Origin of the sequence: Flagellimonas zhangzhouensis (assembly GCF_900102925.1) — a bacterium.
Taxonomy (GTDB): Bacteria; Bacteroidota; Bacteroidia; order Flavobacteriales; family Flavobacteriaceae; genus Flagellimonas; species Flagellimonas zhangzhouensis.
The window spans coordinates 351117-369137 of sequence record NZ_FNKI01000001.1 but is presented as its reverse complement, the minus strand read 5'-3'; the positions used below and the strand labels follow the sequence as shown (position 1 = coordinate 369137).

The window sequence follows — 18021 nt, the reverse complement described above, 5'->3', positions numbered from 1 at the left end:
AGTCGTCCTAAATTTGAAACATGAAGTATACCAGAATTCCACATACCAGTATTAGAATTAGTAAAATTTGCTTGGGTACCATGACTTGGGGTCGCCAGAACAACCAATATGAGGCTTTTGAGCAAATGGACTATGCTTTGGATCAAGGCGTCAATTTTTTTGATACGGCTGAATTATATCCTGTGCCCGCCAAAAAGGAATTGTATGCGGTAACCGAAGAAATTATAGGAAACTGGTTCAAAAAAACAGGAAATCGGGATAAAGTAGTTTTGGCCTCTAAAATTGCTGGCCCTGGTCATGCTGCAAAACATATTCGAAGCACTGGATTTAGCAAGGAATCTATTATAAGTGCGGTTGAGGGTAGTTTAAAGCGATTGCAAACGGACTATATTGATTTGTTTCAATTGCACTGGCCAGAACGAAATACCAACTATTTTGGACAGCGAGGATACAATGCCCATGCTGTTGATGTTTGGGATGATAACATCCATCAGGTTTTGGAAACCCTACGTGATTTAATTGAAGAAGGAAAGATTCGTCATGTTGGTTTGTCCAACGAAACGCCCTGGGGCACCATGCGTTATTTGGAGGAGAGCAAAGTGCACCAATCCTTGCCCCGAATGTTGACCATCCAAAACCCATATAGCTTATTGAACCGTTTGTTTGAAGTAGGACTTTCTGAAGTTTCCATGCGGGAACAAATCGGTCTGTTGGCTTATTCGCCAATGGCTTTTGGGGTGTTGAGTGGAAAATATCTAACTGAAATTCCACCTAGAAAAGCAAGGGTAACTCTTTTTCCAAATTACAACAGATATAGTGGTGAAACGGCAACTCAAGCTACCCAATTGTATGCTGATTTAGCCAAAGAACATGGTTTAAGTTTGGCACAGATGTCATTGGCCTTTGTGAATACCCGTCCTTTTTTGACCAGTAATATTATTGGTGCGACAACCATGGAACAGCTTAAGGAAAACATAGAAAGTATAGATGTAGATCTTTCGGATGAGCTATTGGATGGTATTGAGGCAATTCACAAAGCCATTCCAAATCCTGCGCCTTAAATTATTCTAGGGCATAGGCTCTATATTCATCTCCTGAAGCAGTTCCCATTTTACCTCCACCACAGGAAATTACGAGGTATTGTTTGCCATCAACTTGATAGGTAATGGGAGTAGCATAACCTCCTGCAGGGAGTTGGTCTTCCCAAAGTTGTTCTCCAGTTTTCATGTTGAACGCGCGGATTTTTTCATCCTTGGTGGCCGCAATAAAGAGTACCCCACCTTTGGTGATCACGGGACCACCATAATTTTCCAATCCTGAAACGGGTACATTGGGGTCGTTTAAACTTTCTTCATGGCCCAACGGAACGGTCCAAAGATATTCGCCTGAGTTGAGGTCAATGGCATTAAGTGTGCCCCATGGTGGTTTTACAACAGGATATCCTCTGTCATCTTTAAATCTAGCAAAGCTCGAAATGGAATAGGGCACATCAATTTTAGTCTTCTCTACCCGATGATCTTTTGGTTTTTCCATACCCATCAAGAAATCGACTATGGCATCTGATTCTTCTTCCGAAAGGTTGGGCATGCCTGGCATAGCGCCACGCCCTTTTTGAATAATTGTTTGTATGGAATCAGATTCCAATCGCAGTTTCACATTTTGAAGCTCAGGTATTCCGTTCAGACCTTGCAGTTCACCACCATGGCAACGAGCACAATGAATTTGTGCTAAACTTTGTCCTAAACTAGAACCTTCGGCATCACCACCAATTTCTTTCATTTTAATGATCCATGCCATTTCATTGGCATTTACGTACATCACCCCATTTCGTGGGTCGAGGGCAGCACCTCCCCATTCAGCTCCACCATCGGCTCCTGGGAATAAAATCACTCCAGTGGTATCCATGGGGATAAATTGTCCTTTTGAGGTAATAGATTTGAATTTTTCCAATACTGTTGGAGTTGCGTCAGTTTCGTTTCCCAAAACCAAATCATCCACAAATGCTTTTCGGTCTGGTGCATATAAATCTGCTTCCGTTAAAATTTGACGGGCAAAAGGCACTGGTTTTAAAGGTAGGGGTTGGGTCTCGAACTCTTTTTCACCTATCAATGTAGAAGTTGGGTATGATTTTTCTTCAATGGGGAACAAGGGATCTCCCGTAATTCGGTTGAAAACAAAAACATGACCACTTTTAGTGACTTGAGCCACTGCTGGAATGGTTTGTCCATCTCTTTCAATATCTAACAAGTTTGGTGGAGCAGGCAAATCCCGATCCCAAATATCGTGGTGCACCATTTGAAAATGCCAAATCCGCTCTCCTGTATTTGCATTTAAAGCCAATAAGGAATTGGCAAACAGGTTGGCACCTTCGCGGTCACCTCCGTACCAATCAAATGCGGCGGAGCCTGTTGGAACATAAACGATACCTTTTTCGGTATCCAATGCCATACCAGGCCAACTATTGGCACCCCCTACTTTTTTATAAGCTTCGGCAGGCCAAGTATCGTAACCTAATTCGCCTGGCTGTGGAATCGTATGAAATGTCCACAGGATTTCTCCAGTGAGAACATCATAGGCACGAATATGTCCTGGAGAGGAGCCAGGTCCTTCTCCAACTCTTGTACCTTGGATGAGTATGTTTTTAAAAACAGCTCCTGGAGTATTCGATACTACCGACAATTTATTGGGATCTCTGCCTAAACCATCACGTAAATCAATACTTCCGTTATTGCCAAATGAAGAAATAGGCTCCCCCGTTTGAATGTTGATAGCATATAATTTTGGTCCAGACGAAAAAAAGATGCGACTTGGTGCTTCACCATCCGATTTCCAATAATTTAAGCCGCGATTCAATCCCAAACCAGATTCGTCTTTGGTTTTGGGTGAAAATTTCCAGATTTCTTCACCTGTTTTGGCATCTACGGCAAACAATTCAATTGCAGCGTTTACGCCATAAAGCACATTGTCGACCACCAAGGGGCTGGTTTGGATCTGTGTAGTCCTACCTTCTTGCAAACCGCCGCTTTTGTAGCTCCAAGCTAGTTTTAATTGAGACACATTGGTGGTGTCAATTTCATCAAGGTTGGAAAAATGGGTGCGTTCAGGGTCTCCCAAATAATGTTCCCATGTGGTGAAATATGGCTTGTTTGTTTTGTCTGATTTTGGATTGGAGCAGGATGCCAAAAAGGCTATGAATAGGAGAATGAAAAATCGTTTCATGTGCAGTTTGAAAGTTTCTTAAATATAGAAAGAAACCATCAGAAACTTAGTCTAACCAAATAGGTGGGCCACTACATCTTCAATCTTTGAAACTTTTTGAATCTGTATGCCTGTCTTTTTCAAACCTATTTTATTGCTTTTGGATACGAATATTTTGGAGAAGCCCAATTTTTCAGCTTCAAGGATTCGTTGATCCACACGCTGTACAGGTCTAATTTCTCCAGCAAGTCCTACTTCTGCAGCAAAACAAACTCCCTTCTCTATTGCGATATCCGAATTACTGGACAAGATTGCGGCCATTACGGCTAAGTCAATAGCAGGATCGTCCACGGAGATGCCACCTGTAATGTTCAAAAAGACATCTTTTGCTCCCAGTTTAAAACCTGCTCGTTTTTCCAAAACGGCAAGTAGCATATTCAATCTTTTGGCATTGAAACCCGTGGCAGATCTTTGCGGTGTACCGTAAACTGCCGTGCTCACCAATGCTTGAATTTCAATGAGTAAGGGGCGCATGCCCTCCACTGTTGCGGCAATCGCAGTTCCGCTGAGGTCTTCCTCATTTTTAGAAATCAAAACTTCGGAGGGATTGTTCACTTCGCGCAATCCACTCCCTTGCATTTCGTAGATGCCCAATTCGGCGGTGGAGCCAAAACGGTTTTTAAGGGAACGTAAAATTCGGTAGACATAGTTGCGATCTCCTTCGAATTGGAGCACTGTATCCACCATATGTTCCAAAATTTTGGGGCCAGCGATGGTACCATCTTTTGTGATGTGACCTACCAAAATAACTGGAGTGTGTGTTTCTTTGGCAAATTTGATAAGTTCCGCCGTACACTCGCGGATTTGTGAAATGCTCCCAGCTGCTGATTCAATATAATCGGTGTGTAACGTTTGAATGGAATCAATAACAACCAAATCAGGTTCTATGGTCGAAATCTGCTGAAAAATATTTTGAGTTTTTGTCTCGGTAAGGATGTAGCAGTTTTCACTATTGGGTTGAATACGATCGGCACGCATTTTTATTTGTCGTTGGCTTTCCTCCCCTGAAACATAGAGTATTTTGTAAGGGAGTTTTAGGGCAATTTGAAGCAGCAACGTACTTTTTCCAATACCTGGTTCACCCCCTAAAAGGGTCAAAGATCCTGGAACCAATCCACCCCCTAAAACTCGGTTGAATTCTTGATCTAAGGTATCTAAACGAAGTTCTTTTTCTTGAGTGATTTCTGAAACACGTAGGGGTTTATTGGCTTGTTTGGCTACGGTATCGGTCTTCCAACCTTTTTTGTCCTCTTTTTGGACCACTTCTTCCACAATGGTGTTCCATTCCTTACAAGAGGAACATTGTCCTACCCACTTGGCATATTGGGTGCCGCAGTTTTGACAAAAAAATGCTGTTTTGGTCTTGGCCATTTCAAATTTGATGAAAGGCTAAAGATATGGAATTGAGAATTGGAATCTTGGAATTGAATAGTCCAATAATCCAATTAATCCAGCTATTTACCCATCTAGAAAATTACCAACCGAAGTCAGCTTTTAGCGCATCTATTTTTTCGAGTGCCAAATCCTTGGTCAAAAAGTCGATTTCTTCCATTTGGAATGCTTTTTCAAATGCTTTGAACGCTTTTTTGGGCTCTCCTAAAAATTCATAATGCTCTGCTTCAAAATAAAATCCCATCATTGTTTCAGGAAATTCTTTTTTGCACAAATCGGCCAATGGTTTTAGGGATTCGTAGTCTTGCTTTTTTAAGCAGGCCGCATAAATGGCCATAATGTCGTTGAGCTCCACTTGTTTTTCAAAACCAAATAGGTCCTCGATGGTATTGTAACGCTTTTCCAAATAGTTGAAAACAGGTTCTTCGGAAGTCACAATTTCGGTTTTGTATTCTTCAGGAGTGATTGGTCTGTAAATTTTGAACACATTATCGAAGGCTTTGCTTATCCCGTAAGCGGCAACGGATTCGTGGTCAGCATCTTCGTATTCATCAAAAAAGTAGTGTAACGATTCTTTTTCGATAGAGTTGATACTGTGGTTCATTTGTAAAATAAGCTGTCTGTCTTCCGAAGGGGCTTTTTCTAAAATTAGGTTATAAAAAATTGTTTGGTTTAAAGCGGACAAACGTTCTGGTACGCGATTCTCCATTTCTGGTGCCAAAACTGGCGAAATACTAACAAAGGAATTGAAGAATGAATTGTCCTTGAACAAATAATAGTTTCCAAAATTTGCGGTGATATCGTATCCAACAAACATTTTAAATGGGGCAATCTTATAAGTTGTTGCCATGTAAGGAATCAACTCGGTTCCCAAAAATTCGTAGAACATTTTTCCTTTTTCCGTTGGCAGTCCAGTGCCATCTTCCCAATCGCAATCTTCCCATCTTAAATCGTTTTCGGATTGGTGTATTCCAACCACGATGGATTCTGGCATACGATCCAAACGGCTTTGAAATTTTACATTTGCAACTACCAAATCAAAAAAGTAATCGGCATCTAGTACTATAATTAATGGATACAGTTTGTCGTCGGAATAATCTTCGGGGAAGTAATAGGAAACATCCCTTCGCTCTTGTAGTTTGAAGGATTCAAAGATTTCCTTTTGCACTTGCGCGTTCAGGTTCAAGCACAAAAAGCCTATTAAAGCGAATAGACATTTTTTCATTTGGTTAAGTATTTTTTACGGCTTTGGGGTTACCGATTTCTATTTAGTAACGGTAAAACTATGAAAGATATTGTGCCAAAAACTACGACCATGAGGGTTTGTGCGATCCACATGATCCATCCGAAAGCATCACCAGAAATGGAATTGATTCCATAAATGCCCAAGGCGGCACTTACAGCGATAGGATACAGACCTATTCCGCCGTTTGTTGTGGACATGGCAAAGGCGCCTGCGACAAATCCTACCAATAATTGACTAAGGCTTAAGTCTACGGTTTCTTCAACGGTGTGTTTAATCACCCAAAACATGCCAAAATAGGCGATCCAAATAAATAAGGTGTGTAAGATGAACGGCCATTTGTTTTTCATTTTGAAAATGCTCATTACACCATCTAAAAGGCCGTTTAAAAACCCTTTCAATTTTAAAGCAAAGGGTGAATTTGATCTACGGATGATAAAGGTGCCAACGAACAATCCAATTATTCCGAAGGCTAAAATACCTATGGCTCCCAAAATGTTTACGCCTTTTTCTTCCAAAAAGCCCAAGATAAAATCGGTCTGAAGCACCAAGGTGATCATGATGATGATCAATAACATTAAAAGGTCAATGACCCTTTCCGTAACGATGGTGCCGAACCCTTTTTCAAATGGAACATTCTCGTAAGTAGTTAAAGCAGTTGCCCTTAATATTTCACCAGATCTAGGAATTCCCAGATTGGCAAAATAGGATATCAGGACAATAAAAACGTTGTTGATGATTTTGGGTTTGAATCCTAATGGCTCCAAAAGATAATTCCAACGCATTGCCCTGGAGATATGACTCAAAATTCCTATGATTACTGAAATTGTTACCCAAAATGGGCTTGCATTGGAAATGTAATGGATGATTTGTTCCCTTTCTTCGGGTGTGGTGGAATTGTAGGAATACCAAACCAAGAAAAGCCCAAAGGCCATGGGAACAAAAATCTTAAGGAATTTTTTCAGGGATTTTCCCAAAATTAGTTGAGTAGATTGGTGGCTTCGTTGGGGAACACCAGCGACGGGTTGAAGACTTTTGCTTCTTCAATATCCATCCACGCATAAGTGATCAATATCAATACGTCGCCCACAGCCACTTTACGGGCTGCTGCTCCGTTTAAGGTGACTTCACCTGAACCTCTTGGACCTGGAATCGCATAGGTTTCCAAACGCTCACCGTTATTATTGTTCACAATTTGTACTTTTTCGCCACGGATAATATTGGCGGCATCCATGATATCTTCATCAATGGTAATGCTCCCAATATAATTGAGGTCTGCCCCAGTTACTTTAACTCTGTGAACTTTAGATTTTACAACTTCTATTTGCATGGTGCAAAAATATCAATTCAATCTTAGATTATCAATTAAACGCACGCCGTCTGCATAAACGGCAATAAACGCCCTATATTTTTGGTTATTTTTTATTTTTAAAATAGGAGTCAGGGTGGCCTCATCTGCTATTTCAAAATATTCGAGGTCGAAAATTGGATGTTTTCCATATTCCGATTCAACCCATTGTACTATTTCTTGTGCACTTTCCGTGCCAAATTTAGTCTTGGCAGTTTTAAGGGTTTCGTAAATAAAATTTGCTTCATCTCTTGTCGTAGGTGAAAGTCTTTCATTACGTGAACTCATGGCCAGTCCGTGTGGCTCCCTTTCAATGGGACAACCTATTATAGTATAAGGTAGTTTTTTGATTTCAACCATTTTTCGAATGATCTGCAGTTGCTGAAAATCTTTCTCTCCAAAATAGGCCTTATCGGGATCAACCGTACGAAGCAACAACTCTACAATGGTTCCAACTCCGTCAAAATGTCCTGTCCGAAACTCCCCTTCCATTACCTTGTCCAACCCATCGAACTGATATGTTTCGGATTTAATGTTATCACCATAAATTTCGTCAACTGTCGGAGCAAATACTACAATATCGTCCGAAACTACTTTAAGAAGTTCTGCATCCTTATCAAAATTGCGCGGATATTTTTCTAGGTCGTCTTTTTTATCGAATTGGGTGGGATTTACAAAAATGCTCACAACTACCGAATCATTCTCTAAAAGAGCTTTTTTAACCAAAGATATATGACCCTTGTGTAGTGCGCCCATAGTGGGTACAAGGCCAATTGTGCGGTTTTTGTTTCGCTCTTCCTCAACAAAGGAATTAAGCGCATTTTTTTGGTGAAATATCTTCATATCAAGGTCCAAAAGCGTGCAAAAATACTATAAATACTGGTAATCAGCATAATTTTTGTACTTTTGCAGCTACGTTTTTCAGATAAACAAAAGAAAGTTTTATGAATGGTAAAAAGGTATTGTTTGTATCTTCTGAATTAGTCCCCTATCTTCCAGAGAATCCAGTTTCTTTAATGTCGTACGAGGCACCCCGCATGGTGAACAGCAATGGGGGGCAAATCCGTATTTTCATGCCAAGGTACGGAAACATCAACGAAAGAAGACATCAATTGCATGAGGTTATTCGTTTGTCGGGAATGAATCTTGTTATCAATGACATGGATATGCCGTTGATCATTAAGGTAGCTTCTATTCCAAAAGAACGGATTCAGGTCTATTTTATAGACAATGATGAATATTTTAAAAGAAAGGCCACTTTCGCCGATGCGGATGGCAATCTTTTCCCAGATAACGATGAAAGAGCAATTTTCTTTGCAAAAGGGGTTGTTGAAACCGTTAAAAAATTGAATTGGGCTCCAGATATTATCCATGTTCATGGTTGGATGGCTTCCATGTTGCCACTTTACCTTAGAAAATACTATGGTGATGAGCCATTGTTTGCCGATAGTAAAATTGTTACTTCGGTGTATGGTAAAGGTTTTGAAGGCGAATTGGATACCGCAATGATTGATAAAATTTCCTTCGATGGTATTGATAAAGAAGAAATTAAGGCCATATCAACTCCCGACTATAATAATTTGTTAAAGATTGCCGTAGATCATTCTGATGCCGTTATTTTAGCCGCGGAGGACTTATCTGAGGACCTTGTTAATCACATAAATAGTCTTTCCAAACCCGTTTTGCCCTATGTTCCTTTACAAGAAGCAGAAGAGGCTTATACGAATTTCTATAACCAAGAGGTATTAAAAATAGATTGATTGAATGAAATTTTCTAAGGTTTTCAAAGTTTCAGCGATATTGGCTGGAACTTTCTTTTTGTCGATGACTTCATGTGAAGATGAGTTGGAGACCATAGGTAGTGGAGTTATAGATGGAGAGCCCTTTACCACTGGTAAAATAGAGTACGATGTGTTTGCCTATAATAAAGGTATAACTGCTGTACAGACCAATAGATTGTCCTTATACCAACTTGGAACCTTTAATGATCCTGTGTATGGTAGAAGAAAGGCAAGCATTATTTCCCAAATAACATTGCCCAATTCATCATCCCCTACGTTTGGAGGTCTTTCCCAAGATTCTGAAGACAATGCTGATACTGATGAAAGTGATTCTACCATAGATGAGAATGAAACAGTTAAGGAAGTATATTTATACATTCCTTTTCAATTACCTCCTTCTGGTGATAGTGATGGGGATGGTGTAGATGATGAGTTTGAAAGTGGTGACGATGTGGATGATCCCAATTCTGATTGGGATAACGATGGCGTAACCGATAACCAAGAACGTATTTTGGGTTCCAACCCGTTTGACCCTGAAGATACGGGTTCTCAAGAAGGTTTTGTGGCCAACAACTATCCTAACAGGTTCGATTTGGACAGTATTTACGGAGACCGCGATCAGACTTTTAATCTATCAGTTTCCCGTTCCAATTACTTATTGCGTAACCTTGATCCAAATTCTGGTTTTCAAGAAACTCAGGAGTATTATTCCAATCAAGATTTCTCAAGTTTTATTGGGGAAACACTTTTTAACGGTGAAGTTACTGTGAGCAATGAGGAGTATTTGTTCTATGAAGATGAGGATGACCCTGATACAGAAGATGTGGATGAGTCAACCGTTATAACCTCAAGGCTAAATCCAGGAATTCGTGTTCCATTGAACAATCAATTTTTTCAAGAAAACATATTGGATAAAGAAGGAAGTTCCGAATTGTTGAGCCAATCCAATTTCACCAATTTTATACGTGGTATTTATTTGGAGGGGTCAGATATGGAGGAGCTTATGTTCCTGTTGAATTTAACAGAAGCCAATATTACCATTACATATGAGTACCAAGACTACGACCCTGAGGAGGATGAAGTAGTAACGGCAGAAAGTGAATATGTGCTTAACTTTTTACAGGCGAGCTCCACAAATGTTGTCGGAAATGCGGTAAATGTGTTCGAAAATGAAGTGTACCCAACAAACATAGCAAGTGCCTTGGATAATGGTGAAAATGCTTCTAGAATTTATATGAAAGGTGGAGGTACGCAAACCGAGATAAGATTATTTGACGCTTTGGAAAATGGCGGGGATGAAATCATTAACCAGATAAAGCAAAACAACTGGATAATTAACGAGGCCAATCTTGTTTTTTATGTGGATCGTGAAACCTTGGATGCATCAGGAAATGAAGTTTATGAGCCACAAAGAATTTATTTGTACAATCAAGAGACAAATTTGCCTTTGTATGATGTCAATGAAATCTCGAACCCACAGACCACAGCAAATCCATTGGAGTATTATTCTGAGTATGATGGAGTGTTGGAAAAGAATAATGGTTTAGGCTATAAATATACCATTAGAATTACGGAGCATATCAACAACATTATTGTTAGGGATTCCGTGAACGCGAAATTGGGATTGACCTCCACAGCAAATATTGCTTTTACAGCAGCTCAAGAAGCACCTACAAATGTGGGTGGAATTATTGACTATCCAGTTGCTGCAACAATTAGCCCTTTAGGAACCGTTTTGTATGGAAGTAATGTGGCAGCGGGTGAAGAGGATATGAAGCTAAAGCTGGAAATTTTCTATACGGAAGCCAACTAAACTTGCCAATAAAGGGATTTTTTGAACTTTCATCGTTTAAAACAATCGGAATTGTCAATATACACGTATACATTATAAATTTGAGGAACATATCTCCCCCAAATAGATTGTTAACTTAAAAATATCTTATGTGTGGAATAGTTGGATATATCGGTCATAGAGAAGCCTATCCCATATTGATCAAAGGATTACAAAGACTTGAATATCGTGGTTACGATAGTGCAGGTATTGCCCTTTTTGATGGTGAAAACACCTCGCTTTCCAAAACAAAAGGAAAAGTTGAAGATTTAAAAAACAAAGCCGAAGCTACCATTGCTACAAATGGTAAATTAGGACTTGGCCATACACGTTGGGCAACGCATGGTGTGCCAAACGACGTGAACTCACACCCACACTTCTCCAATTCTGGAGATTTGGTCATTATTCATAATGGAATTATCGAGAACTACGAAAGTATCAAGCAAGCCTTGATTAAAAGAGGGTATACTTTTGAGTCCGACACGGATACTGAAGTTCTTATCAACCTTATTGAAGAGATACAGAAGAAAGAAGGTGTAAAATTGGGTCATGCTGTTCAAATTGCATTGAACCAAGTGGTAGGAGCCTACGCTATAGCTGTGTTTGATAAAAACAAGCCTGATGAGATTGTTGTTGCCAAATTAGGTAGTCCGCTAGCTATCGGAATCGGAGAAAACGAATATTTTATCGCTTCTGATGCTACTCCTTTTATTGAATACACCAATAATGCGGTGTATTTGGAAGATGAAGAAATGGCTATTGTTCGTATAGGAAAGGAAATCAAACTTCGAAAAATAAAGGACGATTCCATTGCTTACCCTAATATCTTGGAACTTCAAATGAACTTGGAGGAAATTGAAAAGGGTGGTTACGATCACTTTATGCTCAAGGAAATCTACGAACAACCAAAAGCGATTTTGGACACCTATCGTGGTAGACTTTTAGCTGATAAAGGATTGGTGAAAATGGCAGGAATTGACCAAAACTTGGAAAAATTCCTGAATGCCAATCGTATTATTATCGTTGCTTGTGGTACCTCTTGGCATGCTGGTTTGGTAGCAGAATACATATTTGAAGATTTGGCTCGAATCCCAGTGGAAGTAGAATATGCTTCAGAGTTCAGATATCGTAATCCAATCATTACCGAAAACGATGTGTTGATTGCAATTTCACAATCTGGTGAAACCGCAGACACCTTGGCAGCAATAAAATTGGCCAAGGAAAAAGGAGCCTTTGTATTTGGAGTTTGTAATGTGGTGGGATCATCCATTGCAAGGGAAACCCATGCAGGAGCCTATACACACGCAGGACCTGAAATTGGTGTTGCATCAACCAAGGCCTTTACCACACAGATAACCGTGTTGACCATGTTGGCCTTAAAATTGGCTCAGGAGAATGGTACACTATCACAGACTGCTTACCATCAATATTTGACCGAATTGGAAGGAATTCCAGCCAAGGTTGAAAAAGCGTTGCTATCCAATAAGGTGGTTGAGGAAATTGCTAGTATCTATCAAGACTCCTCCAATTGTCTATACTTAGGAAGAGGTTATAATTTCCCTGTAGCTTTGGAAGGAGCGTTAAAACTTAAGGAAATCAGTTACATTCATGCAGAGGGTTATCCAGCTGCCGAAATGAAACACGGACCCATCGCTTTGATTGATGAGCAAATGCCAGTTGTTGTAATTGCAACCAAAAAGGGACATTACGAAAAAGTGGTGAGTAACATTCAAGAAATCAAATCAAGAAAAGGAAGAATCATTGCCGTTGTTACCGAAGGGGATGAAACCGTAAAGGAATTGGCCGATCACGTTATCGAAGTACCTGAAACTTCAGAAAGCCTTTCACCTTTGTTGACTACTATTCCATTGCAATTGCTTTCATACCATATTGCGGTAATGAGAGGATGTAATGTAGATCAGCCAAGAAATTTGGCCAAATCTGTAACTGTAGAATAAAAGCAATTATCCTATTTTAATATCGAGCGCTGCATTTTAGAATGTGGCGCTTTTTTTGCTTCTATCTAATTTGATTCAAATAAGTATAATTAGAAATATAGAACACCTTCAGTAAAGAAGATATAGGGTGTGCCAATATCCTCAAAATGACACATAAGTTTGGAGGCATCCCCAATTCCATCATTCAGTAAGAATCAAATTTCTGTTGTTTGATTCATGGAAAACAAGTGAAAAACGTGGTCTTTTTTGTTAATTAACTATAATTGAGTGGTTTTTTTATCAAAAAAGTATTATGCATGCATAATTTTTTTCAATTTTATATATTTGAAATGAAAAATAATGTATCTTCCCAGCCGATACATAAAATGCACTTGAATCTTAATTAACTCTAATCCATAGCAAATGAGAAGACTTATGTTTTTCGCCCTGATGCTGTTTGGTTTTGCTACTTATGCACAGACCACTGTTCAGGGGAAAGTTGTAGACGCAAACAATGATCCCATACCCGGAGCCAACGTGATTTTGGTTGGGCAATCAGAAGGAACAACTACTGACTTTGATGGAAATTTTACATTTAATACAAATGTCGCTCCTCCATTTAAATTGTTGATCTCCAGTATTGGATTTTCAGATTATACAGCGAACATAACCTCAAACAATCAGACTATTTCTGTTACACTTTCGGAGGCCAATACTATGTTGGATGAGATAGTAATTTCCGCATCCAGAACACCAGAGCGTATTTTTGAATCTCCAGTGTCAGTTGAGCGATTCGGACTGAAAGAAATTAAAAACACCACCGCTGAATCTTTTTATGGTGGACTTCAAAACTTAAAGGGAGTTGATATTAACACCAACAGTTTAACCTTCCAATCAATCAACACGAGAGGTTTTGCCACTTTAGCGAATAATAGATTTTTACAGTTGGTAGACGGTATGGACAACACCGCTCCAGGTCTAAACTTCGTATTGGGTAACTTGGTAGGGATGTCCGAATTGGATGTGCAGAGTGTTGAGATTCTTCCAGGAGCATCTTCCGCTTTATACGGTGCAGGTGCCTTTAACGGGATTTTGTTCATGACCAGTAAAAGCCCTTTCGATTTCCAAGGAATCAGTGCTTATGCAAAAGGTGGGGTAACCACTCAAGATGCAGCAGGAAGCAATTTTTATAAAGATTTTGGAATTCGTGCAGCACATGCCTTTAGCGATAAAGTAGCTTTTAAAGCCAACCTTTCTGTGTTGACCGGTGAGGATTGGCATGCCAATAGCACCGTGGATTTGAACAACCCAGGTGCAGATCGTTCCAATCCAGCATACGATGGATTAAATGTATATGGTGATGAAGTTTCAACCGTTTTGGATTTTGATGCCGCCGCAGGATTACCATCAGGGACTGTAGGAAGCGCTGTTATTTCAAGAACAGGTTATGATGAAGCCGATTTGGCTAATTACAATGCAGAAAGTGTAAAAGCAGATTTTGCATTGCATATAAGACCATTTGCCAATGATTTGGAGGTTATCCTTAATAGTAGAATAGGTAGAGGTACCACTATTTATCAAGGCGCCAACCGATATGCCGTAGCTGGATTCACCATGCAGCAGCACAAATTGGAAATTAAAAACGACAACTTCTTTATTAGAGGTTATATTGTATCTGAAAATTCAGGAGATGCATACGATACTCGTTTCGCGGCAATCAACGTGAACAGAGCTTGGAAATCCGATGTGCAATGGTTCACCGATTATGCATCAACATATATTCCCGCCTATTTGGGTGGTATTCAACAAGGAGGTCTAACGCCAGAGCAAGCATCTACCGCTGCACACGCAGCAGGAAGACAAGCAGCAGATCAAGGGAGATTGATTCCAGGAACTTCAGCTTTCCAAAGTACTTTCAATAGGGTTATTAATGATGGTAACCTTTTAACAGGTGCTAAATTCATCGACCAGACCAAATTCCGTCACGTAAACGGAAACTACAATATTGCGCATTTGATTGACGATTGGGCGGATATTCAAATTGGAGGATCTTACAGACAGTACGAATTGAATTCCAACGGAACCATCTTTACTGATACTGATGGACCAATCAAATACAACGAATACGGAGCTTATTTGCAAGTGCAGAAAAAATTCTTGGACGATCGTTTGAAATTTACTGGTTCAGCTCGTTATGATAAAAATGAATTCTTCGATGGATTCTTGTCGCCTAGAGTATCTTTTGCCTATACATTGGGCGAAGAAAGAAACCACAACTTAAGAGTATCAGTTCAACAAGGTTTTAGAAACCCAACAACACAAGATTTGTTTATTGGATTGAATGCGGGACGTGCCATTTTGGTTGGTTCTGCCCCAGCGAACTTGGACAGGGATGTTCGTACCTTTGATTTGAGTCAAAATGGACAGGCGCTAACTGGTCAATCAACTGTAGAAATTGTAGGTAGGGCTGCATATGAAAATGCATATTCAACAAGCTCATTACAATCCGGAGGACTTCCAGAAGCGGTGGAAACTCCATTGGTGAAGCCAGAAGAAATTACGGCTTTCGAAGCAGGATATAGAGGTCAGGTTGGAAAATTCACTATCGATTTGAGTGGTTACTACAATAGCTATTCAGATTTCTTGGCAAATACTGCCGTTGCAGTTCCTTTTTATGGTGAAGCAGGAGATATGGGGTTGTCTTTATTGGCGCTTCAAAACGGAGACTACCAAGTGTATCAAACCTACACCAACTCTGAAGCAAATATTAACTCTTTTGGAGGTACCATTGGTGTGGATACCAAATTGGGAGGTTTTGATTTAGGAGTGAACTATACCTATGCAGAATTGGATATAGATGAAGGCAAGTATCCAGATCTAAGAACCAACTTTAACACACCAAAACATAAGGTAAAAGCTTCCTTTGGTAAAGCAGACCTTTTCAAAAACTTTGGATTCAATGTGAACTACAGATGGAGTGATAGCTACTACTGGGAAGCATCTTTTGCGGATGGAGATGTTCCAGCATATACCGTATTGGATGCACAAATCAACTATTCAGTTCCATCCATCAAATCAGTGTTCAAATTGGGAGGATCTAATATTTTAGGTGATGAATACTTCACTGCAATCGGTACTGGTAATATCGGTTCCATCTACTATTTGTCTTGGAGCATAAATCCTTAAACAACAGTAAAAAAGCTAAAGAAAAGGCGTTGGGGTTTCCAGCGCCTTTTTTATTGAAAAAAAAGCTGAAATCGGTTTCTGAATAAGAATGTAAAAGCATATCTTTGCAGCCGAAAAAATAGCGGTCATTTTCCGCGTATTCAATTAAAAATAAACATACTAATGTCTAAAGTAACAGGTAAGGTTGCCCAAATTATAGGCCCGGTCATTGATGTTGAGTTTGAATCTGGGGTAGTAATCCCAAGAATTTATGACTCCCTTGAAATTACAAAAGCCGATGGTTCCAAATTGGTATTGGAAGTACAATCACATATTGGTGAGAATACGGTAAGAACCATTTCCATGGACTCTACCGATGGTTTGAGTAGAGGTGTTGAAGTTGTTGCCACTGGTGCTCCAATTCAAATGCCAATCGGAGAAGATGTATATGGTCGACTATTCAACGTGATCGGTGATGCCATCGACGGGATGGAAAACCTTCCTAAAGCTGGAGACAATGGACTTCCAATTCACAGGGAAGCTCCAAAGTTTGAAGATCTTTCCACTTCAACAGAAGTACTTTTTACAGGGATTAAAGTAATCGACCTTATCGAGCCTTATGCAAAGGGTGGTAAAATTGGATTGTTCGGTGGTGCCGGTGTAGGTAAAACCGTATTGATCCAGGAGTTGATCAACAACATTGCAAAAGGTCACGGTGGTTTGTCCGTGTTTGCAGGTGTTGGAGAGCGTACTCGTGAGGGGAACGATTTGCTTCGTGAAATGTTGGAGTCTGGAATTATAAAATACGGAGACGATTTCTTGCACTCTATGGAAGAAGGAGGATGGGATTTGTCCAAAGTGGATAAAGCCGCAATGAAAGAGTCCAAAGCAACATTCGTATTCGGTCAGATGAACGAGCCACCAGGAGCACGTGCACGTGTTGCCTTGTCTGGTTTGACTATTGCTGAGTACTTCCGTGACGGATCAGGAGAAGGACAGGGAAAAGATGTACTTTTCTTCGTAGATAACATTTTCCGTTTCACCCAGGCAGGTTCTGAGGTATCCGCACTTTTGGGTCGTATGCCATCTGCGGTAGGTTACCAACCAACATTGGCTACCGAAATGGGTGCGATGCAGGAAAGAATTACATCAACAAAAAGAGGTTCCATTACATCCGTACAGGCGGTTTACGTTCCTGCGGATGACTTGACGGATCCTGCACCAGCGACAACATTTGCTCACTTGGATGCAACTACCGTACTTTCACGTAAAATTGCTGAGTTAGGTATTTATCCTGCTGTGGATCCATTGGATTCTACCTCTAGGATTTTGACTCCTGAGATTTTGGGTAAAGAGCACTACGGATGTGCACAACGTGTTAAAGAGTTGTTGCAACGTTACAAAGAGCTTCAGGATATTATTGCCATCTTGGGTATGGAAGAACTTTCTGAAGAAGATAAATTGGCCGTAGGTAGAGCAAGACGTGTACAACGTTTCTTGTCTCAGCCTTTCCACGTAGCTGAGCAGTTTACTGGTATCCCTGGGGTATTGGTAGACATTAAGGATACCATCAAAGGATTTAACATGATCATGGACGGTGAATTGGATCACTTGCCAGAATCTGCTTTCAACCTTAAAGGTACCATCGAAGAAGCTATCGAGGCTGGAGAGAAAATGTTGGCTGAAGCATAAACAAGTTAAGAGTAAAGAGTTAGGAGTTCAGAGTAACTCAAAACTCGAAACTTATAACTCATAACTAGATAACATGTATTTAGAAATAGTATCACCCGAAGCGACTTTATTCTCAGGCGAGGTAACAGCAGTTACTGTACCTGGTGTTGATGGAGAGTTTCAAATGTTGGAAAATCACGCCCCGATCGTTTCTTTGCTGCAAGCAGGAAATGTTAAGGTAAAAGGTGACATCAAAATCGATGAAGCTTTTCAAGATAAATTTTCCACAGGGAAAAACGGCGAAACTTTGTTGTCCATCACAAGTGGAACAATAGAGATGAAAGACAATAAAATTATTGTCCTAGCCGATTAAATAAATTGAATTCATTCACAAA

The 18021-nt window shown here is 40.0% G+C and carries 13 protein-coding genes; 7 read left to right on the top strand and 6 right to left on the bottom strand.

Annotation, left to right across the window (positions count from 1 at the left end; genetic code table 11):
* The first annotated feature begins 20 nt into the window (after positions 1 to 20).
* Positions 21 to 1061: an NADP(H)-dependent aldo-keto reductase gene (locus BLQ18_RS01565; RefSeq protein ID WP_090291986.1), complete on the top strand. Its 1041-nt coding sequence runs from the start codon at positions 21 to 23 to the stop codon at positions 1059 to 1061.
* Between the two features lies 1 nt (position 1062).
* Here BLQ18_RS01565 and BLQ18_RS01560 read toward each other — a convergent pair whose 3' ends face one another.
* The 6 genes from BLQ18_RS01560 to panC form a co-directional block, all read right to left on the bottom strand.
* Positions 1063 to 3219, bottom strand: coding sequence for an outer membrane protein assembly factor BamB family protein (locus tag BLQ18_RS01560; protein ID WP_090291984.1), 2157 nt, complete (start codon positions 3217 to 3219; stop codon positions 1063 to 1065).
* A gap of 51 nt (positions 3220 to 3270) precedes the next feature.
* Positions 3271 to 4629, bottom strand: a complete 1359-nt coding sequence (gene radA, locus BLQ18_RS01555; protein WP_090291981.1) for a DNA repair protein RadA — start codon at positions 4627 to 4629, stop codon at positions 3271 to 3273.
* A 103-nt stretch (positions 4630 to 4732) separates the two neighbouring features.
* On the bottom strand, positions 4733 to 5875 hold the full coding sequence (locus BLQ18_RS01550) for an alpha/beta hydrolase (protein ID WP_090291979.1): 1143 nt from the start codon (positions 5873 to 5875) through the stop codon (positions 4733 to 4735).
* A gap of 29 nt (positions 5876 to 5904) precedes the next feature.
* On the bottom strand, positions 5905 to 6870 hold the full coding sequence (locus BLQ18_RS01545; RefSeq protein WP_090291977.1) for a lysylphosphatidylglycerol synthase transmembrane domain-containing protein: 966 nt from the start codon (positions 6868 to 6870) through the stop codon (positions 5905 to 5907).
* A 2-nt stretch (positions 6871 to 6872) separates the two neighbouring features.
* Positions 6873 to 7223 (bottom strand): aspartate 1-decarboxylase, encoded by a 351-nt coding sequence (gene panD / locus BLQ18_RS01540; protein WP_090291975.1) that lies wholly within the window; start codon positions 7221 to 7223, stop codon positions 6873 to 6875.
* Positions 7224 to 7235: 12 nt separating this feature from the next.
* Positions 7236 to 8084, bottom strand: a complete 849-nt coding sequence (gene panC / locus BLQ18_RS01535) for a pantoate--beta-alanine ligase (protein ID WP_090291973.1) — start codon at positions 8082 to 8084, stop codon at positions 7236 to 7238.
* A gap of 101 nt (positions 8085 to 8185) precedes the next feature.
* Here panC and BLQ18_RS01530 point away from each other — a divergent pair, with 101 nt between their 5' ends.
* The 6 genes from BLQ18_RS01530 (at position 8186) to BLQ18_RS01505 (ending at position 17999) form a co-directional block, all read left to right on the top strand.
* A complete protein-coding gene (locus tag BLQ18_RS01530; protein ID WP_090291971.1) occupies positions 8186 to 9001 on the top strand; it encodes a glycogen/starch synthase in 816 nt (271 codons plus the stop codon).
* Between the two features lie 4 nt (positions 9002 to 9005).
* The gene (locus BLQ18_RS01525) at positions 9006 to 10835 is read left to right on the top strand and encodes a DUF4270 domain-containing protein (RefSeq protein ID WP_090291969.1); all 1830 of its coding nucleotides are present in this window, start codon (positions 9006 to 9008) and stop codon (positions 10833 to 10835) included.
* A 128-nt stretch (positions 10836 to 10963) separates the two neighbouring features.
* The gene (gene glmS, locus BLQ18_RS01520) at positions 10964 to 12811 is read left to right on the top strand and encodes a glutamine--fructose-6-phosphate transaminase (isomerizing) (protein ID WP_090291967.1); all 1848 of its coding nucleotides are present in this window, start codon (positions 10964 to 10966) and stop codon (positions 12809 to 12811) included.
* 402 nt (positions 12812 to 13213) lie between these two features.
* Positions 13214 to 15976 (top strand): TonB-dependent receptor, encoded by a 2763-nt coding sequence (locus BLQ18_RS01515; protein ID WP_090291963.1) that lies wholly within the window; start codon positions 13214 to 13216, stop codon positions 15974 to 15976.
* Between the two features lie 162 nt (positions 15977 to 16138).
* Positions 16139 to 17647, top strand: coding sequence for a F0F1 ATP synthase subunit beta (gene atpD, locus BLQ18_RS01510; protein WP_090291961.1), 1509 nt, complete (start codon positions 16139 to 16141; stop codon positions 17645 to 17647).
* Between the two features lie 73 nt (positions 17648 to 17720).
* Positions 17721 to 17999: a F0F1 ATP synthase subunit delta/epsilon gene (locus tag BLQ18_RS01505; protein ID WP_090291959.1), complete on the top strand. Its 279-nt coding sequence runs from the start codon at positions 17721 to 17723 to the stop codon at positions 17997 to 17999.
* The last annotated feature ends 22 nt before the right edge of the window (positions 18000 to 18021 follow it).